The 25633-nt window shown below is 65.7% G+C and carries 20 protein-coding genes; 12 read left to right on the top strand and 8 right to left on the bottom strand.

Translation table 11 applies throughout. The features are described 5' to 3' along the window. The 5 genes from H0A72_RS14440 to H0A72_RS14460 all read left to right on the top strand — a co-directional run bounded on the left by H0A72_RS14440 (position 1) and on the right by H0A72_RS14460 (position 4551). A complete protein-coding gene (locus H0A72_RS14440) occupies positions 1-795 on the top strand; it encodes an ABC transporter ATP-binding protein (protein WP_180156523.1) in 795 nt (264 codons plus the stop codon). Positions 796-924: 129 nt separating this feature from the next. Continuing rightward, positions 925-1686: an endonuclease/exonuclease/phosphatase family protein gene (locus H0A72_RS14445; protein WP_180156525.1), complete on the top strand. Its 762-nt coding sequence runs from the start codon at positions 925-927 to the stop codon at positions 1684-1686. Continuing rightward, complete coding sequence (clsB, locus tag H0A72_RS14450; RefSeq protein ID WP_180156527.1) at positions 1683-2894, top strand: cardiolipin synthase ClsB; 1212 nt, start codon at positions 1683-1685, stop codon at positions 2892-2894. Before H0A72_RS14445 ends, clsB begins: the two co-directional genes overlap by 4 nt. Continuing rightward, the gene (locus tag H0A72_RS14455) at positions 2891-3883 is read left to right on the top strand and encodes a lysylphosphatidylglycerol synthase domain-containing protein (RefSeq protein ID WP_180156529.1); all 993 of its coding nucleotides are present in this window, start codon (positions 2891-2893) and stop codon (positions 3881-3883) included. The genes clsB and H0A72_RS14455 overlap by 4 nt, the downstream gene beginning before the upstream one ends. A gap of 80 nt (positions 3884-3963) precedes the next feature. Further along, positions 3964-4551, top strand: a complete 588-nt coding sequence (locus tag H0A72_RS14460; RefSeq protein WP_180156531.1) for a hypothetical protein — start codon at positions 3964-3966, stop codon at positions 4549-4551. A gap of 125 nt (positions 4552-4676) precedes the next feature. Here the strand turns inward: H0A72_RS14460 and H0A72_RS14465 are convergent, their stop codons facing one another. After that, entirely contained in the window at positions 4677-4994 is a 318-nt protein-coding gene (locus tag H0A72_RS14465) for a BON domain-containing protein (RefSeq protein WP_180156532.1), read from the bottom strand. A gap of 237 nt (positions 4995-5231) precedes the next feature. On the opposite strand from H0A72_RS14465, the gene H0A72_RS14470 reads away from it, so the two are divergent. From H0A72_RS14470 to H0A72_RS14495, 6 genes are read left to right on the top strand one after another with little or no spacing between them, the layout of a single operon-like run. After that, entirely contained in the window at positions 5232-6422 is a 1191-nt protein-coding gene (locus tag H0A72_RS14470; RefSeq protein WP_180156534.1) for an efflux RND transporter periplasmic adaptor subunit, read from the top strand. A gap of 60 nt (positions 6423-6482) precedes the next feature. After that, entirely contained in the window at positions 6483-9653 is a 3171-nt protein-coding gene (locus H0A72_RS14475) for an efflux RND transporter permease subunit (RefSeq protein ID WP_180156535.1), read from the top strand. Beyond that, positions 9650-11125 carry an efflux transporter outer membrane subunit gene (locus tag H0A72_RS14480; protein WP_180156537.1) on the top strand — a complete coding sequence of 492 codons (1476 nt, stop codon included), beginning with the start codon at positions 9650-9652 and terminating at the stop codon, positions 11123-11125. The genes H0A72_RS14475 and H0A72_RS14480 overlap by 4 nt, the downstream gene beginning before the upstream one ends. Positions 11126-11178: 53 nt before the next feature. Continuing rightward, entirely contained in the window at positions 11179-11898 is a 720-nt protein-coding gene (pdxJ, locus tag H0A72_RS14485; protein WP_180156539.1) for a pyridoxine 5'-phosphate synthase, read from the top strand. 2 nt (positions 11899-11900) lie between these two features. Beyond that, a complete protein-coding gene (locus tag H0A72_RS14490; protein ID WP_180156541.1) occupies positions 11901-12479 on the top strand; it encodes a nitroreductase family protein in 579 nt (192 codons plus the stop codon). Positions 12480-12505: 26 nt separating this feature from the next. Further along, positions 12506-13942 carry a dihydrolipoyl dehydrogenase gene (locus tag H0A72_RS14495; RefSeq protein ID WP_180156543.1) on the top strand — a complete coding sequence of 479 codons (1437 nt, stop codon included), beginning with the start codon at positions 12506-12508 and terminating at the stop codon, positions 13940-13942. A 23-nt stretch (positions 13943-13965) separates the two neighbouring features. On the opposite strand, the gene H0A72_RS14500 is transcribed toward H0A72_RS14495, so the two are convergent. The 7 genes from H0A72_RS14500 to H0A72_RS14530 form a co-directional block, all read right to left on the bottom strand. Continuing rightward, the gene (locus H0A72_RS14500; protein ID WP_180156544.1) at positions 13966-14421 is read right to left on the bottom strand and encodes a hypothetical protein; all 456 of its coding nucleotides are present in this window, start codon (positions 14419-14421) and stop codon (positions 13966-13968) included. A 28-nt stretch (positions 14422-14449) separates the two neighbouring features. Further along, positions 14450-16462: a S8 family serine peptidase gene (locus H0A72_RS14505; protein WP_180156546.1), complete on the bottom strand. Its 2013-nt coding sequence runs from the start codon at positions 16460-16462 to the stop codon at positions 14450-14452. A 161-nt stretch (positions 16463-16623) separates the two neighbouring features. Further along, a complete protein-coding gene (locus H0A72_RS14510) occupies positions 16624-17178 on the bottom strand; it encodes an SCO family protein (protein WP_246436832.1) in 555 nt (184 codons plus the stop codon). Positions 17179-17300: 122 nt separating this feature from the next. Beyond that, the gene (locus tag H0A72_RS14515) at positions 17301-19391 is read right to left on the bottom strand and encodes a M3 family metallopeptidase (protein WP_180156550.1); all 2091 of its coding nucleotides are present in this window, start codon (positions 19389-19391) and stop codon (positions 17301-17303) included. A 6-nt stretch (positions 19392-19397) separates the two neighbouring features. Beyond that, positions 19398-20264: a bifunctional methylenetetrahydrofolate dehydrogenase/methenyltetrahydrofolate cyclohydrolase FolD gene (gene folD, locus H0A72_RS14520; RefSeq protein ID WP_180156552.1), complete on the bottom strand. Its 867-nt coding sequence runs from the start codon at positions 20262-20264 to the stop codon at positions 19398-19400. Next, on the bottom strand, positions 20261-20887 hold the full coding sequence (locus tag H0A72_RS14525) for a response regulator transcription factor (RefSeq protein WP_180156554.1): 627 nt from the start codon (positions 20885-20887) through the stop codon (positions 20261-20263). The genes folD and H0A72_RS14525 overlap by 4 nt, the downstream gene beginning before the upstream one ends. Further along, positions 20884-22641, bottom strand: coding sequence for a PAS domain-containing sensor histidine kinase (locus H0A72_RS14530; protein WP_180156556.1), 1758 nt, complete (start codon positions 22639-22641; stop codon positions 20884-20886). Before H0A72_RS14530 ends, H0A72_RS14525 begins: the two co-directional genes overlap by 4 nt. Before the next feature lie 268 nt (positions 22642-22909). Here H0A72_RS14530 and aceE point away from each other — a divergent pair, with 268 nt between their 5' ends. Continuing rightward, positions 22910-25621, top strand: a complete 2712-nt coding sequence (aceE, locus tag H0A72_RS14535; RefSeq protein ID WP_180156557.1) for a pyruvate dehydrogenase (acetyl-transferring), homodimeric type — start codon at positions 22910-22912, stop codon at positions 25619-25621. Positions 25622-25633 lie beyond the last annotated feature (12 nt).

Consider the following 25633-nt stretch of genomic DNA (forward strand, 5'->3'; position numbering starts at 1 on the left):
ATGCTGAGCGCGAAGAACATCCACATCACCTTCAACGCGGGCACGCCCATCGAGACCCGCGCCCTGCGGGGGCTGTCGCTGGAAATCCCCACCGGGCAATTCGTGACCGTCATCGGCTCCAACGGGGCCGGGAAATCCACCTTCCTCAATGCGGTGTCGGGCGACATCCCCATCGATTCCGGCAGCATCGCCATCGACAACCAGGACGTCACCCGCCAGCCCGTCTGGGAAAGGGCGCGGCAGGTGGCCCGGGTCTTCCAGGATCCCATGGCCGGCACCTGCGAAGACCTCACCATCGAAGAGAACATGGCGCTGGCGTCCTGCCGCGGCGAGCGCCGCGGCCTGGGCAGGGCGGTGCGCGCGTCCATGCGCAATGAGTTCCGCGACCGCCTGGCCACGCTGGGGCTGGGGCTGGAGAACCGCCTCACCGACCGCATCGGGCTGCTGTCCGGAGGCCAGCGCCAGGCCGTGAGCCTGTTGATGGCCTCGATGCGTCCGTCGCGCATCCTGCTGCTGGACGAGCACACCGCCGCGCTGGATCCGCGCACGGCGGAATTCGTGCTGGAGCTCACCACCCGCATCGTGTCGGAAAGCAAGCTGACCACCATGATGGTGACCCACAGCATGCGCCAGGCGCTGGATGTCGGCGAGCGCACGGTGATGCTGCACCAGGGCAATGTCGTGCTGGATGTGTCGGGGCCCGAGCGCCAGGGGCTGGACGTGCCCGACCTGCTCAGGATGTTCGAGCGGGTGCGCGGCGAGAAGCTCGCCGATGACGGGTTGCTTCTGAGCTGATGGTCCTGAAGCGGCCCGCCATGCCCTGAGGCCCGCCAACGCCGAAAGGCCGGCGGGGCCCCGGAAGCCGCCAGGGCCCCGCGGCATGATACTTGCTGCGTCGTCGCGAGCACGACTTCCGCAGGTGCCATGACCAACAACAATGCATCGCTGACCCTCAAGGTCCTGACCGTAAACACCCACAAGGGCTTTACGGTCTTCAATCGCCGCTTCATCCTGCACGAACTGCGCGACGCCATACGCCAGACACAGGCCGACATCGTCTTCCTGCAAGAGGTCCTGGGCGCCCACCACCGACACGCCAGCCAACTGGCCCATTGGCCCACCACCACCCAATACGAATTCCTCGCCGACACCATCTGGAGCGATTTCGCCTACGGCAGAAACGCGGTCTACCCCCATGGGCACCATGGCAACGCCCTCCTGTCCAAGTTCCCCATCACGCGCTATGACAATCTGGACATATCCGTCGGGCGCCACGAAAAGCGCGGCCTGCTGCATTGCGTGCTGCAGCCCCCGGGAGGCGCGGAGATCCACGCCATATGCGTGCACCTGGGCCTGCGCGAACGCCATCGGGCCTATCAGATGGCCTATCTTTGCCGCCTGATCGAGAACGAAATCCCCGCCGACGCGCCCTTGGTCATCGCGGGCGATTTCAACGACTGGCGCATGCGCAGCCAGAAGGCGCTGTCCCGCTGCAGCGGCATGGTGGAGGCCTTCAAATCGCGCCACGGACAAGTCGCCCGCACCTTTCCCGCCCGCTTTCCGCTGCTGCGCCTGGACCGCATCTACTTGCGGAATGTGCGCGCCTACGAGCCGGTCGCCTTGTCGCAGCGGCCCTGGAGCCATCTGTCCGACCATGCTCCCCTGGCGGTGGAGATCGAGCTATGACGGTGAAGTGGACCTCGGGCAACCAGCTGGAACTGCTGGAGAACGGCGAGGCTTTCTTTCCGGCGGTATTCGACGCCATCCGCAAGGCCCGGCGCAGCGTGGTGCTCGAAACCTTCATCCTGTTCCAGGACAAGGTCGGCAATGCCTTGCAGGAAGCGCTCATCGATGCCGGCAAGCGAGGGGTGAGCGTGGACGTGACGGTGGACGGCTATGGTTCGGCGGACCTGGAACCGGCCTTCATCGAAGCCATGACCTCGGTGGGCATACGGTTCCATGTCTATGACCCGCGGCCGCGGCGGTTCGGGGTGCGCACCAATCTGTTCCGCCGGATGCATCGCAAGATCGTGGTGATCGACGGCGAGCTGGCCTTCGTCGGCGGCATCAACTTCAGCGCCGACCACCTGGCCGATTTCGGCCCGGGGGCCAAGCAGGACTACGCGATTTCCATTCGCGGACCCTTGGTGGACGAGATCGCCCGCTTCGAGGCCGAGACGCTGGCGCCGGTGCGCGCGCCGTTCTCCTGGCGCATGCCGCGCTGGCGGCGGCGCGGGGAAAACCATGCCGAAGGGGATTCCCGGGCGGCCTTGATCGTGCGCGACAACGACCGGCACAAGAACGACATCGAATTGTATTACCGGATGGGCTTGCGGGCGGCGCGCCACGACATCGTGCTGGCCAATGCCTATTTCTTCCCAGGCTACCGCTTCCTGCGCGATTTGCGCAACGCCGCCAAGCGCGGCGTGCGCGTGCGCCTGATCCTGCAGGGCGAGCCCGACATGCCCGCCGCCAGGTTCGTCGCGACCATGCTGTACGACTACCTCCTGTCCGGAGGCGTGGAGATCCACGAGTATTGCGAACGCCCGCTGCATGGAAAGGTGGCGGCGGTGGACGGCGTCTGGTCCACGGTCGGCTCCAGCAATCTCGATCCGCTCAGCCTGGCGCTCAACCTGGAGGCCAACGTGATGATCTACGACCGCGAGTTCGGCGCGCTGCTGCAGAAACGCCTGGAAACCCTGATCGCGGAGCATTGCCGGCCGATGGCGCGCCAGCCGCGCCCGCGGCGCAAGATTCAGCGGGTGTTCGTGGGAGTGTTCGTCTTTCACTTCCTGCGGCGCTTTCCGGCCTGGGCGGGGCGGCTGCCCCAGCGCGAGGCCGAACTGAAGTCCGTGCACGCGCCGGGCGACGAGACCGTCGAGGGGAAGCCATGAGCGCAAGCGGAGCGGGAGGGCTGCTGCATTGGGCGCGACGGCATTGGAGCGTGATCCGCAAGGCCGCGGGCGCGCTGTTCCTGGTCCTGGTGCTGGTCCTGCTGAGCATCGCGGTCACGCAGGTGGCCTGGAACGACGTGGCGGCCGCGATCCGCCAGCTGTCGGGGCGGACCGTCATGCTGGCCGCCCTGATCGCCCTGGCCAGCTATCTCGTCTACAGCTGCTTCGACCTGCTCGGCAAATGGTATACCGGGCACGAACTGGCCTGGTGGCGGGCGATGATGGTGGGCTTCATCAGCTATGCCTTCACCATGAACATGGGCGCGCCGGTGGGCGGCGTGGGATTGCGGGTGCGCCTGTACAGCAAGCAGGGGCTGCCGGTCGGCGTGGTGATGCGCGTCATGGCGATGAGCCTGGCGACCAACTGGCTGGGCTATGTCCTGCTTGCCGGCCTGGTGTTCGTCTCCGGCCAGTTCACGCTGCCTTTCGGCTGGTCGCTCGGCGACCATACGCTGCAATTCATCGGCGCCGCCATGGTGGCCGCGGCGCTGGCCTATCTGCTGCTGTGCGCGTATTCCACCAAGCGCTCATGGCAGGTCCACGGCCATGAGATCGAACTGCCCAACATCGGGCTGGCGGCGGTCCAGATGGGCATCGCTATGGTCAACTGGATGCTCATCGCCGCGGTGATCTATGTGCTGATGCAGCAGCGCGCGCCCTACGGACTGGTGCTGGGCGCCCTGCTGGTGAGCGCGATCGCCGGCGCCTTGCTGCACATCCCCGGGGGAATAGGCGTGCTGGAATCCGTTTTCATCGCGATGGTGGCTTCGGCTTCGTTCTCGCGGCCCGAAGTGCTCGGCTCCATCCTGGTGTATCGGGCAGTGTACTACCTGGGGCCGCTCCTGATCGCCGGCGCCTGGTACCTGGGCGCCGAAGCCAAGATCAAGAAGCCGCGGGACGGCCGGCTGGCGGGCCAGGAGGAACCTTAGAGGCGGCACGGGCCCGCGCGCCCCGCGGTCCGCGGCATGGGGATTGCTGCACAGTGGCCGAATTCAACAGGAGATCGACCATGTCGCTGATCGTAGCCGCGCGTTTCCAGACCTTCGATGAAGCCGAGGGCGCCGCCCGGGCGCTCAAAGAGATCGGAATCATGGAAGACGCCTTGCATACCTTCTTCGTGAATCCACCCGGCAGCCACGACCGCTATCCCTTGGGCGGCGACAGGGCGCATGACCCGGATTCCGCCGGCGCCCCGCTGGGCGCCATCGGGGCCGCGGCCGCGATCGGGCTCTTCGGGGCGATCGTGGGCGGAGGCCTGGCGCTGGGGTTTACCGGCTCCATGCTGCCCATCATCGCGGCGGCGGGCGTGGGCGCCTATGTCGGGTCATTGATCGGCGCGGTCTTTTTCCTCGGCAAGAAGCGGCCGCGGCGCAGCCTGCGCGACGCGCGGGACGCGAAGGTCAACCAGGGCAGGGCGTCCGGGGTGATGCTGGCGGTGCATACGTCGGCCGAGCAGCAGCAGGCCGTGGCGGACATACTGCGCAGCAAGGGCGGAGTGGAGGTGGAAAGGGCGCAGGGGCGCTGGGAAGACGGGAAGTGGCGCGATTTCGATCCCTTGGTGACGCCGAACGTGGAGCAGGTCCGATCGAGCGGATGACGCCGCCGAGCGCGGCCGTCGCTCCGTCATTTCCGCCATGAGGCCCGCCCGAGGCCGGGAAGGCGCGGGAGCGCCCGCCGGGCTTCCGGCGGGCCGGCTTGGGAGACCGGCGGCGGCGCGGCGATTCAAGGCTCCCGGACCTTCAGGTCGAAATCCACCTGCTTGACACCCGCGACCTGGCGCGCCGCCTGGATCGCGTTCTGCGCGGCGAGCTTGTTCTCCACCGTCCCGGTGAGCTTCACCATCCCACCGTTCGTATTCACCGACATGGTGTTCGCCTCCACCCCGGGCACCCCGGCGACCGCCGCCTGTACATTGGTGTTGATCGACGAATCGTCGGTGTATTGCGCCGTATCCGGCTGCTTCTGGTAGCCTCCGCAGGCCGTCAGCGCGGCGGTGGCGGCGATCAGGGTCAACGCCTTGGAATACTGGATGATATTCATGGAATTCTCCTTCCGTCATGAGTAAACGAGCCTGGCTCGGCCCGCCTCTCTTAGCAAGTCCCGTGCCCCCGGACAGGCCGGAATTCTCGGCATCCGCCGACTACCGTAATGAATTTCAATTAAAATGCGGTTCTTACAAATGGCGAATTGCCTTTATACTTTCCCTTCGCCGAACAAACAGAATAGACCAGCCACCCGCGCTCCACCGAAGCGCGCCTGGCGTCAGGAGTTATCCCCATGTCTTATCCCGGCCTGCCCAAGAGGCAGCTGTTCAAAGCCGTCGTGTTAAGTTCCTTGTTGTTTTTAGTTTCATGCAGTGACAAACCACAACAAAAGGGCATGGGCGGCGACATGAAAGTCCCCGTCAGCGTCATCACAGTCCAGCCTACTCCCACTGAAATCTTCGTTGAATTGCCCGGCCGGGTCGAAGCGATCAAAGACGCCGAAATCCGTGCGCGCGTCACCGGCATCGTCACCGGCATCCATTTCGAGCAGGGCAGCGACGTCAAAGAAGGACAGCTGCTGTTCACCATCGACCCCGCGCCCTACGAGGCGCGGCGCAACCAGGCGGCCGCGCAGCTGAAAGTGGCCGAGGCCGATGTCCGCAGCGCCCGGCTGTTCGCGCAGCGCAACAGCAAGCTGGTGAAGTCCAACGCCGTCAGCCGCCAGGAATACGACAACGCGGTCGCGCGCGCGCTGCAGGCCGAAGCCAATGTGGCGGCGGCGCAGGCCGCGCTGCAGTCGGCGGAAATCGACCTGGGCTACACCAAGGTCGTGTCGCCGATTTCCGGCCGCATCGGCAAGTCCATCGTGACCGAGGGCGCGCTCGTCAGCGCAACGTCCTCCACCTTGATGGCCTCGGTCCAGCAGCTCGACCAGGTCTACGTCGACATCACCCGTTCCACCACCCAGCTGGCGCAGCTGCGCAAGGCCATGGACGCGGGCGTGCTGACGCGCTCGAACGACGGCGACGCCCTGGCGCGCGTCGTCCTGGAAGACGGCAGCGTGTATCCGCAGGACGGCAAGCTGCTTTTCTCGGGCGTCAGCGTCGACCCGTCGACGGGCCAGGTCAGCCTGCGCGCCCAATTCAAGAATCCCGACCAGATCCTTTTGCCGGGCATGTATGTCCGCGTCCGCCTGCAGCAGGGCATGGATGAAAAGGCGCTGCTGGTTCCGCCGCAGGCCATCCAGCGCACGGCCGACGGACTCAGCAGCCTCATGCTGGTCAAGGACGGCAAGGTCACCCCCGTGGCGGTGCGCGTGGGCCCCGAAAGCAAAGGCAAGTCCATCATCTACAAGGGCCTCAACCCCGGTGACGTCGTGGTCGTCGAGGGCTTCCAGAAGATCCGTCCCGGCGCGCCGGTACAGGCCATGCCCTGGAACGGCGAACAGAAAGCCGCCGCCCAGCCCGCGCCGGCCCAAGGTTGACGACAGCCCAACGAGGCGGGCCCGGCTCGCCTCACTCATGCATAGGACAAGTGAGCGCACATGCCACAGTTTTTCATTGAACGACCTATTTTTGCCTGGGTGGTTGCTCTGACGATCACCCTGGCGGGGCTCCTGGCCATTCCCAACATGCCGGTCTCCCAGTATCCCGAGGTCGCGCCGCCCACCATCAACATCAACGCGTCCTATCCCGGCGCTTCCACGCAAGACGTCGCCAGTTCGGTGGCCAGCGTGATCGAGAACGAGCTCAACGGCGCCAAGGGGCTGCTTTATTACGAGTCCGTCAGCGACTCCTACGGCCAGGCCCAGATCACCGCCACCTTCGCGCCGGGCACCGACCCGGACATGGCGCAGGTCGACGTGCAGAACCGCATCTCGAACATCACCTCCAGCCTGCCGGCCGCCGTCGTGCAGCAGGGCCTGAAAGTTTCGCAGTCCAATACCGGCTTCCTCATGGTGGTGACGGTGTCGTCGACGGACGGCAGCGTCAGCGAATCCGCACTGGCCGACTACATCACCCGCAACATCCAGAACCCGGTGTCGCGCGTGCCCGGCGTCGGGAAATTCCAGCTCTTCGCCTCCCAGCGCGCCATGCGCATCTGGGTCGACCCGGACAAGCTCGTGGGCTTCAACATGAGCATGGCCGAAGTCAACAACGCCATCAGCCGGCAGAACGTGCTGATCTCGGGCGGCATCATGGGCTCGCCCCCCAATCCGGCGGACCAGCGCGTGGCGGCGCCCATCACCGTGAACGGGCAGCTGTCCAGCGTGCAGGAGTTCGAGAACATCATCCTGCGTTCCAACCTGGACGGCTCGACGGTCAAGCTGTCGGACGTCGCCCGGGTCGAAGTCGGGTCCGACAACTACCAGTTCGGCGCGCGGCTGAACGGCAAGCCGACGGCCGCCTTCGCGATCTCGCTCACGCCCAGCGCCAATGCGCTGTCCACCGCGAAGGGCGTGAAAGACAAGCTGGAGGAACTGTCCGCGTATTTTCCGGACAACATCCAGTACGCCATTCCGTACGACACCTCGCCCTACGTCGAGATCTCGATCGAGCAGGTGGTCCACACGCTGTTCGAGGCCATGGCCCTGGTCTTCGTCGTGATGTTCCTGTTCCTCCAGAACGTCCGCTATACGCTGATTCCGGCGCTGGTGGTCCCGGTCGCGCTGCTCGGCACCTTCGCCGTCATGCTGGCGCTGGGCCTGTCGATCAACGTGCTGACGATGTTCGCCATGGTGCTCGCCATCGGCATTCTCGTGGACGACGCCATCGTGGTGGTCGAGAACGTCGAGCGCATCATGGTGGAAGAAGGGCTGCCGCCCAAAGAGGCCACCCGCAAGGCCATGCCGCAGATCAGCGGGGCCATCGTCGGCATCACCCTGGTGCTGACCACGGTGTTCCTGCCGCTGGCCTTCATGACCGGCTCGGTCGGGGTCATCTACCGCCAGTTTTCGGTGGCGATGGCGGTTTCCATCATGTTCTCGGCCTTCCTGGCGCTGACCTTCACGCCGGCGCTGTGCGCGACCATACTCAAGGCCATCCCGAAAGGCCACCACGAAAGCAAGAAGGGCTTTTTCGGGTGGTTCAACCGCAGCTTCGAGCGCACGACCAAGCGCTATGAGTCCTGGGTGGGCCGCAGCCTGCGGCGCGGCGGGCGCATGATGTTCGTCTATCTGATCCTGGTCGTGGCGCTGGGCTGGCTCTACATGCGCCTGCCCACTTCCTTCCTGCCGGAAGAAGACCAGGGCTACATCGTGGCCAACATCGAGCTTCCTTCGGACGCCACGGCCAACCGCACCATCGAAATCATCGAGAAGGTCGAGCACTACTTCAAGCAGCAGCCGCAGACCCAGAACATCATTGCGGTGCAGGGCTTCAGCTTCAACGGCAACGGCCTGAACTCGGCCATCGCCTTCGTGCCGCTCAAGGACTTCTCCGAGCGCAAGGGGCCGGGCGATTCCGCCATGGCGGTCGCGGGCAAGGCCGTGCAGAACCTGCTGTTCGGCCTGCCGGACGCCATGGTGTTCTCGGTGGTGCCGCCCGCGATCTCGTCGCTCGGCAACGCCTCCGGCTTCGACATGCGCCTGGAAGACCGCGGCGGGCGCGGGCACGACGCCCTGATGGCCGCGACGGACCAGCTGCTGCAGAAAGCGGCGCAAAGCCCCATATTGTCGGGCACCCGCATCACCGGCCTGGGGCCGGGCTCGCAGCTCAGCATCACGCTCGACCGCGACAAGGCGGCGGCGCTGGGGGTGGACTTCACCGAAGCCGCGCAACTGATCTCCACGGCGATGGGCTCATCGTACGTGGGCAAGTTCACCAACCAGGGCTGGGTGCAGAATGTCTGGGTGCAGGCGGAGGACGCGCACCGCATGAACCCGGACGACATCCTCAAGCTCAACGCGCGCAACAGCCAGGGCGAAATGGTGCCGCTGTCCTCCTTCGTCAGCTACGAATGGAAGCGCGGGCCGGTCCAGGTGGTGCGCTATAACAGCTATGAATCGATCCGCATCGGCGGCTCCGCCGGGCCGGGGTATTCCACGGGCGACGCGATGGCGGAAATGGAACGCCTGGTGGGCGAGCTGCCCGAAGGCTTCGCCTTTGAATGGACCGGCCTGTCCTACCAGGAATTGCAGGCGGGCGGGCAGACGGCGATATTGCTCGGCCTGGCGGTCCTGGTGGTGTTCCTGGTGCTGTCCGCGCTGTACGAGAGCTGGGCCATACCGCTTTCCGTCATGCTGGCGGTGCCCCTGGGCATGCTGGGCGCGGTCCTGATGGTGTCCGGGCTGGGCATGTCCAGCGACGTCTATTTCCAGGTGGGCATGGTCACGGTGATCGGCCTGTCGGCCAAGAACGCGATCCTGATCGTCGAGTTCGCCAAGGACACCTATGCCAGGGGCGGTTCCCTCTACGATGCAACGGTCGAGGCCGCGCGCCTGCGCTTCCGCCCCATCCTGATGACGTCCTTCGCCTTCATCCTGGGCGTGCTGCCGCTGGCGGTCGCCACCGGCGCGGGCGCGGCCAGCCAGAACGCGGTCGGCCTCGGGGTGTTGGGTGGTATGCTTGCGGCGACGCCGCTGGCCGTGCTGTTCGTTCCCACGTTCTTCGTGGTGGTCCTGAGCATCTTCAAGACCCGCCCCAAACTGCTGGGCGCACATGCCGCGCACACCGAACCCGCGCCCGCCGCCGGCACGACCGAGGATCAAAAATGACGCATGGATTTCATCTGAAGGCGGCCCTGCCGGCCCTGGCCGCCGCGCTGCTGACGGGCTGCTCGCTGGCGCCCGACTACCATCGGCCGGCGGCGCCCGTTCCGGGGCAGTACCCCGACGCCGACGCGGTGGCCAACACCGGCGAGCGCAGCGCAAGCGCCGTGTCGCCGCAGGTGCGGTACAGCTCCGACCTGGGCTGGTCGGAATTCTTCCGTGACCCGCGGCTGAAGGAGCTGATCCGCATCGCGCTGGACAACAACCGCGACATGCGCATCGCCGTCGGCAGGGTCCAGGAGGCGCGCGCGCAGTACGGCATCGTGCAAAGCGACCAATTCCCCACGATCGGGGCGGGCGCCAACACCCAGCATACGCGCAACCCCGCGAATCTCCGCGCGGGCGGGCCCGACTCGCCCAGCGTCACCCATTATTACCAGGCCGGGCTCGGCATGACGGCGTTCGAGCTCGACTTCTTCGGCCGCCTGCGCAATCTCAGCGAGGCCGCCAACCAGCAGTACCTGGCAACCGCGCAGGCCAGGCGCACCCTGCACATCAACCTGGTCGCCCAGGTCGCCGAGGCCTATTTCCGCCTGCGCACCGCGCAGCAGCTCGACGGGCTCATGCAAAGTACCTTGAAGGCGCGGGAACAGACCTTCAAGCTCGTGCAGGCGCGCTACGATGAAGGCATGGCGTCGGCGCTCGACCTGAATCAGGCGCGCGGGCAGATGGAGACGGTCCGGGCGGACCTGGCCGGCATCCAGCGGGCGCAATCCCAGGCGCGCAACGCCTTGCAGCTGCTGCTCGGCACGCCCATACCCGACAACCTGCCCGAGGCCGCCGTCTTCGGGCGCGACCAGGTCCTGGCCGCCATTCCGGTCGGCCTGCCGTCCGACCTGCTGCAGCGCCGTCCGGACATCATGGGCGCGGAAAACGCGCTGCGCGGCGCCAACGCGAACATCGGCGCGGCGCGGGCCGCCTTCTTTCCCCGGATATCCATCACCGGCCTGCTGGGCTTCGCCAGCCCGCAGCTGGGCGGCCTGTTCGGCTCGGGGCAGGAGTTCTGGCAGTTCTCGCCGCAGGTGCAGGTGCCCATCTTCGCCGGCGGGGTCAGCGGCAACCTGGCCCTGGCCGAAGCGCGCAAGAACATCGCCGTCGCGCAATACGAGCAGGCGATCCAGGTCGCGTTCAGGGAAGTGGCGGACGCCCTGGCCGGCGAAGCCACCTACAGCGGCCAGCTGGACGCCCTGCGCGCCCTGGAGGCGTCGGCCGCCGAAAGCCTGCGGCTGGCCAACCTGCGCTACGAGACCGGCCTGGACAGCTTCCTGCAGGTGCAGAGCGCCCAGGTCGACCTGTACAACACGCAGCGCACCTTCCTGCAGACCGGCATGGATTCCCTGCTGAATCGGGTGGAGCTATACAAGGCGCTGGGCGGCGGGTGGCTGCAGGAGTCCGCCGCCGGGACACAACCCGGATAAAAAGGGATAATAGCCCTTTACCGTGATCGTTCGTAAGAAAGGGTGCCCGCCAAATGATTGAACTGGGTGTAAATATCGACCACGTCGCTACGTTGCGGCAACAGCGTTTCACCTCTTATCCAGACCCGGTTCAAGCCGCCCTTCGCGCAGAAGATGCCGGCGCCGACCTCATCACCCTGCACCTGCGCGAAGACCGCCGCCACATCCAGGACGCCGACGTGGCCGCGATCCGCCCCGTGCTGCGCACGCGCATGAACCTGGAATGCGCCATCACGCCCGAAATGCTCGGCATCGCCTGCAAGGTGCGCCCGCAAGACGTCTGCCTGGTGCCGGAAAAGCGCAGCGAACTCACCACCGAAGGCGGCCTGGACGTCATCGGCCACTTCGAATCGGTGCGGCAGGCGGTGTCCCGGCTGCATGACGCCGGCATCCGCGTTTCCCTGTTCATCGATCCCGAGGCCGACCAGATCGACGCCGCCCGGCGCGCGGGCGCCACGGTCATCGAGCTCCATACCGGCGCCTACGCCGACGCGCGCGACGCCGCGGCCGCCGAATTCGAGCTGGCCCGCCTGCGCAGCGGCGTGGCGGCCGGCATCGGCGCGGGCATGCGGGTCAACGCCGGCCACGGCCTGCACTACGAAAACGTCCAGGCGGTCTGCGCCATCCCCGGCATCGCCGAGCTCAATATCGGCCACGCGATCGTGGCGCGCGCCGTATTCGACGGCTGGGAAAAAGCCGTCCGCGACATGAAAGCATTGCTCAGGAAAGGATGAAGATGTCTCTCGCAACACCCATCGATTACCTTCATACACGCCATTCGGTCAAGTTCGTCCAGCAGCCCGGCCCGTCCGACGAAGAGCTGGGCCGGATCCTGCAGGCGGCCATGTCCGCCCCCGACCACGGCCGGCTGCGCCCCTGGCGCTTCGCCCTGATCCGCGGCGACGCCGTCGCGCGCTTCGCCGACCTGGCGATCTCCACCATCAAGGAATCCGGCGCGCCGCTCACGCCCGAGAAAGAAAACACCACGCGGCGCTGGCTCGACAAGGTCCCCTTGCTGATCGCCGTGGCCTGCCGCCTGGATCACGCCAACACCAAGATTCCCGAGCACGAGCGCATGCTCGCCACCGGCGCGGCGGTCTGCAATATGCTCAATGCCGCGCACATGCTGGGCTATGGCGCCTTCTGGAGCACCGGCCTGGGCACCTACGTGGACATGGTGCCCGAGGCCCTGGGCTTCGACGCCCTGGATTACCGCTTCATGGGCTTCGTCGCCATCGGCACGCCCATACAGTCCGCGGTTCCGCCCGAAAGGCCGGATTACCGCCAGTTCGTCACCGAGTGGACAGGCAACTGACGCTCGTTCCGCAAGAGGGAGCCCGCATGAAACGCATCGAGACCGACGTCGCCGTCATCGGCGCGGGAACCGCCGGGCTGACCGCCTACCGCGCCGTGAAGTCGGCGGGGCTCGAGGCCGTGCTGATCGAAGGCGGCCCCTACGGCACCACCTGCGCCCGGGTCGGCTGCATGCCGTCCAAGCTCTTGATCGCCTCGGCCGAAGCCGCGCACGGGGCGGCGGCCGCGGCGGATTTCGGGGTGCGCATCGACGGCGCCATACGCATCGACGGCCGCGCGATCATGGCCCGGGTCAAGCGCGAACGGGACCGCTTCGTGGGTTTCGTGCTGGAAAGCGTGGACCAGATCCCGGATGCCGACAAGGTCCGCGGCCATGCGAAATTCCTGTCCAGCACGGAACTCCAGGTGGACGACCACACCGTGGTCCACGCCGGGCGCACGGTGATCGCCACCGGCTCGTCGCCCGTGGTGCCCAAGGAATACGAGGCCATCGGCGACCGGGCCATCGTCAATGACGACGTCTTCGCCTGGGACGACTTGCCGCGCAGCGTGCTGGTCGTCGGCACCGGCGTCATCGGCCTCGAACTGGGCCAGGCCTTGTCCCGCCTGGGCGTCCGCACCCGCATCATCGGCCGCGGCGACGGCCTGGCGGGGCTCAGCGACCCGGTGGTCCGCGACAGCCTGCGGGCGGCCCTGCAAGCCGAGCTGAGCCTGCAATTGAACAGCACCGTGCTGGGCCTGCGGCGTATCGGCGACGAGGTCGAGGTCCGCCATGTGGAAGACGGCCGGCCGGAGCGCACGGAACGTTTCGACTACGTGCTGCTCGCTACGGGGCGCGCGCCCAATCTGGATCTGGATCTGGGCAAGGCCGGGGCGAAGCTGGACGCCGGGGGGATGCCGGTTTACGACCGTGAAACCCTGCAATTGGCCGGCCTGCCCATTTTCATCGCCGGCGACGTCAATGGCATGGCGCCGCTGTTGCACGAAGCGGCCGACGACGGCCACATCGCGGGCGGCAATGCGGCCGCCTATCCGGACGTCCGGCCGGGCAAGCGCCGCGCGCCCATGGCGGTGGTGTTCTCCGATCCCCAGGTCGCCGCGGTGGGTTTGCGGTTCCGGGATCTTCCGCAGCACGGGGTGGCGATCGGCGAAGTCGATTTCAAGTCGCAGGGGCGTTCCCGCATCATGCTGAAGAATCGGGGCAGGCTGCGGGTATACGCCAGCCATGCCGACGGCCGGCTGCTGGGCGCGGAAATGGCGGGGCCGGCAATGGAGCATGTCGCGCATTTGCTGGCCTGGGCGGTGCAGAAGAAACTGACCGTTCCCGAAATGCTGGCGATGCCCTTCTACCATCCGGTGGTGGAAGAGGGGCTGCGCACTGCATTGCGGCATGCGGCGATGGAGCTCAAGGCCGCGGAGCTCGAGCGTGTCAGCGAGGGGGAGCAGGCCGTCAACAACGCTTGATCGGCCTCGCCTTGCGCTTGCCGCTAATGTGCCTGCGGCTTCCCGTGGCTGATGGCCAGGCGCACCGAGGCGCTGGGCAGGCGCTGCCGCAGCGGCTCCAGCGCGGCCACCGCCGTGGGAAAGTCCGCATAGCGCACGAGCGCGATGCCGGTGGCCTGGAAGTACTGGATCGATACCGGCGCGGGGCCGGGCCCGGTGCTTGCACGGATCTCGGCTTCCGACGCCCCTGTGATCAGAACCCCATTCTTGCTGCCGAGCACGGTGCCCTGGGCGTCGAGCAACAGGCTTGCGCCATCGGCCCCCGCTTGGGGCAACAGGCGGTAGCGCTGCTTGCCGACGGCATAGACCGGCAGCTCACCGTAGGCGGCAATCTGATCGGCGGGCAGCCTCTGGCCCGGCATCAGAGGCTCGGCCGCTTGGGCGCCCAAGGCCAGCATCGCGAGTGCGAGGCCGCTCACCCAACTGTTCTTCCATTTCATGCTGTATCCTTTTTGATTTCAGACGGCGCTATTGCGCAATGATACGGGCTTCCGTTTCCAAGAAGTATTCCGTCGGGCGGGATTTTGCGCCAAAGCATGATTGCGAAAACCCGGGCATATAGCTTCCATCGGGCTGCTTGACGGCGAACTCCAAGGGCAAGTCGGGATTGGCCGCCATCAGGTAAATCTGCCATTCCCCTTGCGCCTCTTCGCCGTAGAACGCCACGCTGTTCAAGGCGTAATCATTGAAGTCCACGACCTCTTTCGAACGGAAAGCATCATTGGGCAGCTTCAACAGCGATACCGTGCCCGCTGGCGAGCGCACCGCAATGCCCAAAGCGCCTAGGCAGACGTCTGTACCGCTCAGGCGGACCTGGAACGAATCCACGACCTGCGCCGGCGACTGCAGGGTGCCCAGCAGCGTGACGCGCTGATACGGAAACGCCATCGACTGTGCGCTCGTTACGTCTTGTTCCTCAAGCCCCTCCGCATAGCCGTCACCCTGATACCAGGCTCCCACCGTCTCGAACTCCGGAATCTGGACGTCCTGCAAGCGGCTCAACCGTGGATCGCGCTTGTATTCCCGGGCCAGCTCAACGGCCCGGGCCGCGTCGGGCACGCCAAAGCCGTACCAGTTCGAATGCTCGTGGCCGGCGCCGTTCTTTTGCCAGCCAAGGTCGATCGGGACGGCGGTGGAGCCGGGCCGGATGTCGTCCTTGCCGCCCGGATGGGTGCTCAACTTGTTGGTGGCCAGATCCATGCGCGCCCCGTAGGGAAACAGCCCCAACCGGTGGGGCGAAGCCGACACATAGCCCGCATCGACCTTGCGGGCGGACATGCGCAGGATGTCGCGCACGTCCCGCCAGCCCAGATCCGGGTTGGCGCTGAGCACCAGTGCCACCACTCCTGCGACGGTCGGCGTGGCCGCCGAGGTTCCGTTCATATACGCGTAGTCGCAATCCCGGTTGTCGGGGATGCCGTTGTGATGGGATTCGCCGCGCAGGAAGGGCGTATGGGCGGTCTTGGAACTGAAGCCCACAGCGCAGCCGCGCAGGTCGGTGCTGAAGATGGTCGGGCCGCTATAGTCGCGGGTACCGACCTCGCCGTATGTGCCGCTCTCGCCAAATTCCCCGCCCATGCCGCTGACCCAGATGACCGACCCGGCACTGCTGTAGCTGCTGGCCTCGCCAAAGGCATTGATGGCGGCCACGGTGATCGCGTTGGGCTCACGCGGCCCCATCGGATCGTTGGCAGGGTTGCTGCAATCGTAGTAGCCGAAGTCGTGGCCGCATAGCCGGCTGTCGAAGTCGTTGCCGGCCGCTTTGAGAAAGACCGCGCCCTTGCCGTCACGCAGCTTTTTCATGGCACGCACGACCGGGGTGTAGGTGTCTTCGTCGGAATCGTAAGGAAGAGCGAAAGCAGTGACCAGCCCCAGCGACGCATTGAATATGTCGGCTCCGCTGGACCATGTCGCGCCACCCATCGACGCCGCCCAAGCTCCCACGCTCGGGTTTTCGAGGAAGTTGACGCCGCCGACCTTGGCCAAGGGCGCGATGCCCATCACGCCCTTGCCGTTTTGCGCCGCCGCGATGATGCCGGCCACGGCTGTGCCATGAGCGCTTCCATCATCTATCGCGGACTGCGTAGGATAGGGATCCGGCATGTCGGTGACCAGATTCCAGGACAGGCTCGGGTCCGCATTGGGCGCCAGGTCCTCGGTGTGCAGGTCCGTCCCCGTGTCGACCACCATCACGCGCACGCCCTGGCCTTTTATGCCCTGGCGGTGCACGGGTTCCACGTTCAGATCCAGGCCGCCGCCGAACACCGACGGGTAGTCCTGGAAATAGCTGTCCTTGTAATTCAGCGCCCACTGGAAGGTGTACAGCGGTTCAGTCGTGCCGGTCCGGCAGGCATAGGGGCCGGTCTCGGCGCAGGCGACGTCGGGTATCGGGGTTCCGGACCCGCCGGAGCCGTCGCACGCGGCAAGTGCAAGGGCCAGGGCGGAGATCAGCGGCAGGCGGATGACATTCAATGAGCTCATGGGTATCCTGAGAGTTCAGATGGCGCGAGGCGGCCGATGCCGGTTCAAGACCTCGCAAACCCACGAGTATACTGTATTTTGTAATATTTGGAAGTGTTTTGAATTATTTTTGCTCGCTACCCACAGCCGGCGCATGATCGCCCGCCGCCCTCATGCGCTGGTCAGCCCTGCGCCAGCAAGCGCTTCACACCCTCGCTCAGCACTTCCACCGATTCCGTATCGGCCGCCAACAGCCGGGCGCGCCCCTGCCCGTCGAACACATACACCCCACGGCTGTGCGCCACTTCATAGTTGCCGGGATCATCCTTGCTGGGCTTTTCTATCTGATACGCCACCCGGTAGCGCCGCGCCACATCGGCCACCTGCTTCTCCGTGCCCGTCAGGCCGATGGCATGGCTGTCGAACGCCTCGACATAAGCCTGCAGAATCTCCGGCGTGTCCCGGTGCGGATCCACGCTGACGAACAGTATGCGCACCTTCGCCGCCTCCTCGCCCAGCGTTTCCATCACCTGCGACAGCTGCGCCATCGTCGTGGGACAGATGTCGGGGCAGCTGGCATAGCCGAAGAACATCAAGACGGTCTTGCCCTTGAAATCGTCCTGGGTGAAGGTCTTCGCGCCGGGGCCGACCAGCGTGAAACGGAGATCGGGCAGGAAGCCGCGCACATTGTGCAGCGCGCTTTCGGCGTAAGAGGGTGGGGCGAAGACGAACAGCATGGCGGCCACCAGGGCCGCGACGGCGCGAAACAGTGTAGACATGGAACCGGCGAACAAAGCGAATTGCGGAAAAAAACTCTTGGGCCATTATAGGCCCAAGAGCCTTCGGCGTTGCCGGACTCCTAGCGTTCGGCCTCGGCGGACGCCAGGCCGCTGTGGCGCAGCAGGGCGTCTATGCTGGGCGGCCGGCCGCGAAACGCCGCGAACGACTCGCCGGCGGGGCGGGACCCGCCGACGGCGAGGATCTCTTTCAGGAAGCGCCGGCCGGTGGCCGGATCCAGCGTGTCGCTGGAGGCGCCGAGCGCCGCCGCGCCGGGCGCCGTAGCGCTTTCCTCGAAGGCGGCGTAGGCGTCCGCCGACAGGACTTCCGCCCACTTGTAGCTGTAATAGCCCGCGCCGTAGCCGCCCGCGAACAGATGCGAAAAATTATGCGGGAAACGGTGCCATGACGGAGGGAACAGCACCGCGACTTCCTTGCGGACTTCGTCCAGGGTGTCCAGCACCTGCTGGATCGACAAGCCATGCGCTTGATGGTGGATGTCCATGTCGAACAGCGAGAATTCGATCTGGCGCAGCATCTGCATGCCGCTCTGGAAATTCTTCGCGGCCCGCAGCTTGTCGTAGAGCGCACGCGGCAGGGCGCCGCCATGTTCCACGTGGGCGGTGAGCGAGGTGACGACGCCCCATTCCCAGCAGAAATTCTCCATGAACTGGGACGGCAGTTCGATGGCGTCCCATTCGACGCTGGCGAATGCCGCCGCGCCCAGGTCGTCGACCTCGGACAGCAAGGCATGCAGGGCATGGCCGCTTTCATGGAACAAAGTGATCACGTCGTCGTGGGTCAGCAGCGCCGGCTTGCCGTTCTGGCCTTTCGAGAAGTTGCAGGTCAGGTAGACCACCGGCGCATGGACGGCGCCATGCCGCTTGCGCCGGTTGCGCTCGCCGTCCACCCAGGCGCCGCCCTGCTTGCCCTGGCGGGCGTATAGATCCAGATACAGTATGCCCAGGGGCTCGCCCGAGCCGGACAGCACTTCATAGGCCTTGGCATCCGGATGCCAGGTCGGCGCGTCGCAGGCGCGCAGGCCGATGCCGAACAGCTTTTCCATTACCCGGAACAGGCCTCGCAGCACCTGCGGTTCGGTGAAGTACTGTTTGACCTCGTCTTCGGAATAGTCGTAGCGTTCTTCGCGCAGGCGTTCCGAGGCGAAGGCGATGTCCCAGGGTTCCAGCTCGGGCAGGTTCAGCCGCTCGCGCGCGAACTCGCGCAATTCGTCCAGGTCGCGCAAGGCATGGGGCTTGGCCTTGCGGGCCAGCTCCCGCAGGAAGTCCAGCACCTGGCCGGCGTCGTCGGCCATGCGTGTTTCGAGCCGCAGCTCCGCGTAGCTGGCATAGCCCAGCAGGGCGGCCTCTTCGGCGCGCAGGGCCAGAAGCCGTTCGATGAGCGGCGAGTTGTCCAGGCGCGGGTCGCCGTGCTCGGAGGCGATGGTTGCATAGGCGCGATACATTTCCTGCCGCAGGGAGCGGTCCCGGGCGTATTGCATCACGGGAAGATAGCAGGGCATCTTGAGCACCAGCTTCCAGCCTTCCCGGCCTTCGCCTTGCGCGGCGGCCCGGGCGGCCTCGACGACGTCGGGAGGCAGGCCGTCCAGCCTGGATGCAGCGTCCACGTACAGCGACCATCCGTCCACCGAATCTAGGACGTTCTCGGAGAACTTCTGGGCCGCCTGCGCCTGCTGGTCGGAGATTTCGGCATAGCGTTCGCGGTCGGCGCCTTGAAGCTCGACGCCGCTGAGCCGGAAATCACGCAGGGCGAGCTCGATGATGCGCCGGCGCGCGGCCGTCAGGCCCTGGAAGGCGTCCGAAGCGCGCAAGCGCTTGTACTGCGCGTACAGGCCGGTGTGCAGGCCCGACCAGGTGGAGAATTCCGTGACCAGCGGCAGGCATTGGTTGTACGCGGCCCGCAGTTCCGGCGTGTTGACCACCGCGTTCAAGTGCCCCGCGACCGACCAGCTGCGCCACAGCCGCTCGCCGGCGTCGTCTAGCGGCTCGACGATGTCTGCCCAGGTGGCGGGCAGGGCCGGATCGGCCGCGCGCTCCACCGCCGCGCGCGCTTCCTGGATGAGGGCCTTGATCGCGGGTTCGATGTGCGACGGGGAAATGGACGAATAGTCGATCAGCGCGCCGATCGGCGCCAGTAGCGGATTCTGTGTCATTGCGGATCAGTCGATGGTGGCGGGAACGGCGCTGCGCTCCGCGGCTTCCAGGGTGTTGACGAGCAGCATGGCGATGGTCATGGGGCCGACGCCGCCGGGCACGGGCGTGATCGCCCCGGCCACTTTGCGGGCGGATTCGAAATCGACGTCGCCCACCAGCTTGCCGGACGCGCTGCGATTGATGCCGACGTCGATGACGACGGCGCCGGGCTTGATCATGTCGCCGGTGACCATGCCGGGCTTGCCGGTAGCCACCACCAGGACGTCGGCGCGGCGCGTCTGGGCGGCCAGATCGCGCGTCTTGGAATTGCACAGGGTGACCGTGGCGCCGGCCGCGAGCATCAGCATGGCCATGGGCTTGCCGACGATGTTGCTGGCGCCGACCACGACGGCTTCCGCACCCCAGAGCGAGACGTTCTCGGATTCGAGCATTTTCATGACGCCGTAGGGCGTGCAGGGGCGGAACAGCGGCCGGCCGGTCATGAGCAGGCCGGCATTGCTGACGTGGAAGCCGTCGACGTCCTTTTCCGCGGCGATGGTTTCAATGACCTTGCCGGCGTTCAGGTGGGCGGGCAAGGGCAGCTGTACGAGTATGCCGTGGATGTCCGGATCGCCGTTCAGGCCGCGCACGATGTCCAGCAGCTGGTCTTCGGGGATGTCGGCGGGCAGGCGTATCACCTGGGAATACAGCCCGGCCTTCTCGCATGCGGCGGCCTTGTTGCGCACGTAGACGTGGGAGGCGGGGTCGTCGCCGACGAGCACCACGGCCAGCCCGGGCGTGACGCCGCGCTGCTTCAGCGCGCGGACGCGTTCCGCGACGTCGGCCTTGATCTGGTCCGACAGCGCCTTGCCGTCGATGAGGCGTGCGGTCATGCGGCACCTTCTGCTTTGGTGAGGGCGATCTTCATGAGATCGGCCACGGTGGTGACTTCGAGTTTTTCCATGATGTTGGCGCGATGCGCTTCGACGGTCTTGATGCTGATGTTGAGGTCCCCGGCGATCTGCTTGTTCAGCCGGCCGGCGACGATGCGCTCGAGCACCTGCTGCTCGCGCGCGGTGAGGCGGCTCAGGATGGCCTCGTGGTTCTTCTGGGCCTGCGCCTGGCTGACCCGCTCGTTCGCCTGTTCGAGCATGCGGGCGACGATATTGCGCAAATCCGTTTCATTGAAGGGTTTTTCCAGGAAGTCGACCGCGCCTTTCTTCATGGTGGCCACGGCCATGGGGACGTCGCCGTGGCCGGTGATGAAGACGATGGGCAGGGGCGCCTTGCGGGCGATCAGGGCTTCCTGGAGCTCCAGGCCGCTCATGCCGGGCATGCGGACGTCGGCGATGAGCACGCCCACCTGGTCGGGTTCGTAGGCATGGAGGAATTCTTCTGCACCGCTGAAGCTGCGGACGCGGTAGCCATTGGCTTCGAGCAGCCAGCGCAATGAATCACGGACGGCTTCGTCGTCATCGACGATGAATATCGTTTGCGGCGCTTGGGGTGTAGTCATGCATGCAACTCCTGATTGTCTTCTGTCGAGCTAGGCGCTTGTGGCGTAGCGCGCGGCAAAGTGAAACGGAAAATCGTGCCCCCTTCCGGGTTGGGGTCGGCCCATAGCCGTCCATGATGAGACTCGATAATAGTACGGCAAATATTCAGCCCCATGCCCAGGCCTTCGGATTTGGTGCTGTAAAACGGTTCGAACAGGCGCTCGGGGTCGCGCAGGCCATGGCCGCGGTCGATCACCGCGATCTCGATGAGGGGAGACTGGTCGGAGATGAGCAGCTTGAGCGTGCGGTCCTCGCTTTTCTCCATGGCCTCTATGCCGTTCTTGAGCAGGTTCAGCAGCACCTGCTCGATGAGGATCGGGTCCGCCAGGACGTCGGGGATCGAGTCCGGGACGTCCAGCGCGATCTCGACCTGGCGCTTGTGGGCGTCGATTTCCGCAAAGCCCACCGCGTTGTCGACGATGCGCTTGATCGGCACGGGCTGCCGGCGCGGTTCGCTGCGCTTCACGAATTCGCGGATGCGGCTGATGATCTTGCCGGCCCGTTCGGCCTGCATGGCGGATTTTTCCAGGGCCTCCAGCAGCCGCTCGGGATTCGGGTTGCCCGCCTTGAGCATCGCCACCGCGCCCATGCTGTAGTTGGCGATGGCGGTGAGCGGCTGGTTCAGTTCGTGGGCCAGCGACGAGGCCATTTCGCCCATGGTCGTCAGGCGGCTGGTGAGCTGGATTTTCTCCTGCTGCACGCGCGAGGCCTCTTCGTGGGTGCGCCGCTCGGTGATGTCGCGCGCGACCTGCAGGCGCACGCGGCGCCCGTCGGTCCAGGCCAGGGTGCGGTGGTGGACCTCGAACCAGCGCTGCGCGGATTCCGAGAAGATCTCGACCGTTTCATCCGTGAAGCGCCCGAGCCGGCCGCCCATGAGCTCGCCGTGGCCGTTGGACTGGGCGCCGAAGAAGCGGCGATACGTGCGGTTGGCGAACAGCAGTTCCAGGCCTTCGGAGGTGTCGGCCACCACCGAGATGGCGTCGTCCAGGCCTTCGAGCACCGTCATGAAGCGCTCGTGCGCGGCGGTCAGGGCTTCGCGGATGCGCTTGGGCTCGGTGATGTCGGTCATGGAGGTCATCCAGCCGATCTGCTCGCCATTGGGGTCGCGCAGCGGCGAGACGTACATGCGGGCCGTGAAGCGGGACCCGTCGCGGCGCTGCGCCTCGACTTCCAGGCCGCTGCTGGGCGTGCGCCCCGACAGCAGCAAGTCCAGGGTCTCCTGGTGCTGGGCATGGCGGCCGGGCAGCCAGTAGGGGAAGGGCGTGGTGCGGCCGATCAGGTCGGCCTCGTTCCAGCCTATCATGCGACAGAAGGCGGGGTTCACGTAGGCGATGCGGCCGTGCATGTCGAAGACGCGCATGCCGGTGGACATGGAGTTTTCCATGGCGCGGCGGAAACCGGTTTCGGCGATGAGCGCAGCTTCGGCGCGCGTGCGGAAGCGCGTGTAGCGCCACAGCGCCAGCAGGCTCAGGATGATCACGCAGGACAGCGCCACGATGACCATCATCAGCCGCTGCTGCCGGGTTTCCTGGTCTATGGTCACGAACATGACGCTGTCGTTGTGCAGCTGCTGCAACCAGATGAACACGCCCATCACGCAAATATAAAGAATGAGCACGATCACGGGCGTCAGCCAATAGAAGCCGCGCCGCGGGTGGTTCGCCTGGTCGTAGAACGTCGTGGGGATCAGGGATTTTTTTGAATGGCTCGCCATGGGTGTCGAAGGTTGCATAACGCGATGCGTAGAGCATTTTAGTCGCTAACGCCCGCCAGGATTTTTCACATTATAAAAACTCATATCATAAAATGAAATTTTGCTTGAACATATCTCCAGTCTTTCCTAGAATGGGCTGGTTTGTATGACACGTCCCTTATAAATAAAGACAGGGGCGGCCGCGCCACGACCTGGCGCCTGGCATGGCAAAGCCGCGGGCGGGGCTTGCGGCGGTGTCCGGATTCCACCTCTAACCAGGAGACAGCGAATGTCCTCTCTTGATCAAGTCAGCAACACGGCTAATGTCACCGACGACGACGCCCTTGAAACACAGGAATGGCTAGACGCGCTAGAAGCCGTGCTCGATCGCGAGGGGCCCGAACGCGCGCACTTCCTGCTCGAACGCCTGATAGACCTGGCCCGCCGCTCGGGGGCCCACATTCCGTTCTCGCCCAATACCGCTTACGTCAACACCATACCGCCGGGCCTGGAGCCGCCGCATCCCGGCAATATCGTACTCGAAGAGCGCATCCGCTCATACGTGCGCTGGAACGCCATGGCCATGGTCGTCAAGGCCAACAGCCATCATCCGCACGACGGCGGCGACCTGGGCGGCCACATCGCGTCGTTCGCCTCGCTCGCCACCATGATAGGCTGCGGCCAGAACCATTTCTGGCACGCCGAGGCCGAAGACCACGGCGGCGACCTGGTCTACTTCCAGGGCCATTCCTCGCCCGGCATCTACGGCCGGGCCTACCTGGAAGGCCGCCTCACGGCGGAGCAGCTGGACAACTTCCGGCAGGAAGTCGACGGCAAGGGCTTGTCGTCGTACCCGCACCCCAAGCTCATGCCGGACTTCTGGCAGTTCCCGACCGTGTCCATGGGCCTGGGCCCGCTCATGGCCATCTATCAGGCGCGCTTCCTCAAGTACCTGCATGCGCGCGGCATCGCCGACACCAGCAAGCGCAAGGTCTGGGTGTTCTGCGGCGACGGCGAAATGGACGAACCCGAATCCCTGGGCGCCATCAGCCTGGCTTCGCGCGAAAAGCTCGACAACCTCATCTTCGTCATCAACTGCAACCTGCAGCGGCTGGACGGCCCGGTGCGCGGCAACGGCAAGATCATCCAGGAACTCGAAGGCGATTTCCGCGGCAGCGGCTGGAACGTCATCAAGCTGATCTGGGGCGGCTACTGGGATCCGCTGCTGGCGCGCGACAAGGAAGGCATCCTGCGCCGCATCATGGAAGAATCCGTCGACGGCGAATACCAGGCATACAAGGCGCATGACGGAAAGTTCGTGCGCGAGAACTTCTTCGGCAAGCACCCCAAGCTGCTGGAAATGGTCAGCCGCATGAGCGACGAAGACATCTGGCGCCTGAACCGCGGCGGCCACGACCCCTACAAGGTCTATGCGGCCTTCAAGGCGGCGTCCGAGCACACCGGCCAGCCCACGGTGATACTGGCCAAGACCATCAAGGGCTACGGCATGGGCCATATCGGCCAGGCCAAGAACCCGACCCACCAGCAGAAAAAGCTCGACATGGCGTCGGTGCGCGAATTCCGCGACCGCTTCAACATCCCCGTTCCCGACGACAAGCTCGAACAGCTGCCTTACTTCAAGCCGGCCGACGACTCGCCCGAAATGGTCTACCTGCACGAGCGCCGCAAGGCGCTGGGCGGCTACCTGCCGGCGCGCCGCCGCAAGGCCGACGAGCATCTCAAGGTGCCGGGCCTGGACGTCTTCAAGGCCATACTCGACCCCACCGCCGAGGGCCGCGAAATCTCCACCACCCAGGCTTTCGTCCGCTTCCTGAACCAGCTGCTGCGCGACAAGCAGCTGGGCCCGCGCGTGGTGCCCATCCTGTCCGACGAGTCCCGCACGTTCGGCATGGAAGGCCTGTTCCGCCAGATCGGCATCTATTCGCCCGAGGGCCAGAAATACGTGCCGGTCGACAAGGACCAGGTGATGTACTACCGGGAAACCGAAAACGGCCAGCTGCTGCAGGAAGGCATCAACGAAGCCGGCGCCTTCAGTTCCTGGATCGCGGCGTCCACGTCGTACTCCACGAACAACCGCATCATGATCCCGTTCTTCATCTACTACTCGATGTTCGGGTTCCAGCGCGTGGGCGACCTGGCCTGGGCGGCGGGCGACATGCAGGCGCGCGGCTTCCTGCTGGGCGGCACCGCCGGGCGCACGACGCTCAACGGCGAGGGCCTGCAGCACGAAGACGGGCACAGCCACATCCTGTCGTCGGTCATCCCCAATTGCGTGTCCTACGACCCCACCTTCGCGCACGAGCTGGCGGTCATCATGCAGGACGGCCTGCGCCGCATGGTGGAAAACCAGGAAGACGTGTTCTATTACCTCACCGTCATGAACGAGAACTACGCCCAGCCCGGCCTCAAGCCCGGCGACGAAGAGGGCATCATCCGGGGCATGTACAAGTTCAAGTCGGTGGGCGATGCCAAGCAGCCGCGCGTGCAGCTCATGGGCTCGGGCACCATCTTGCGCGAAGTGCTGGCCGCGCAGGAACTGCTGCAGCAAGACTGGGGCATCGCGTCGGACGCCTGGAGCGTCACCAGCTTCACCGAGCTGCGCCGCGAAGGCCTGGATTGCGACCGCCACAACCTGCTGAACCCGGAATCCAAGAACCCCATGGTGCCGTACGTGACCAAGCAGCTGCAGGACACCAGCGGCCCCATCGTGGTGTCCACCGACTACGTGAAGGCCTACGGCGACCAGATCCGCCCGTTCATCCCCAAGGGCCGCGGGTATTACGTGCTGGGCACCGACGGCTACGGCCGCTCCGATTTCCGCTACAAGCTGCGCGAGCATTTCGAGATCGACCGCCATTTCGTGGTGCTGTCCGCCTTGCGCGGCCTGGCCGACGAAGGCAAGCTGCCGGTGTCCAAGCTGTCGGAAGCCATCAAGAAGTATGGCATCAACGTAAATAAAGCCAACCCGCATCACGCGTAAGGAGGGGCGCTG

It is taken from the genome of Parapusillimonas granuli (assembly GCF_013416525.1).
GTDB lineage: Bacteria > Pseudomonadota > Gammaproteobacteria > Burkholderiales > Burkholderiaceae_B > Parapusillimonas > Parapusillimonas granuli.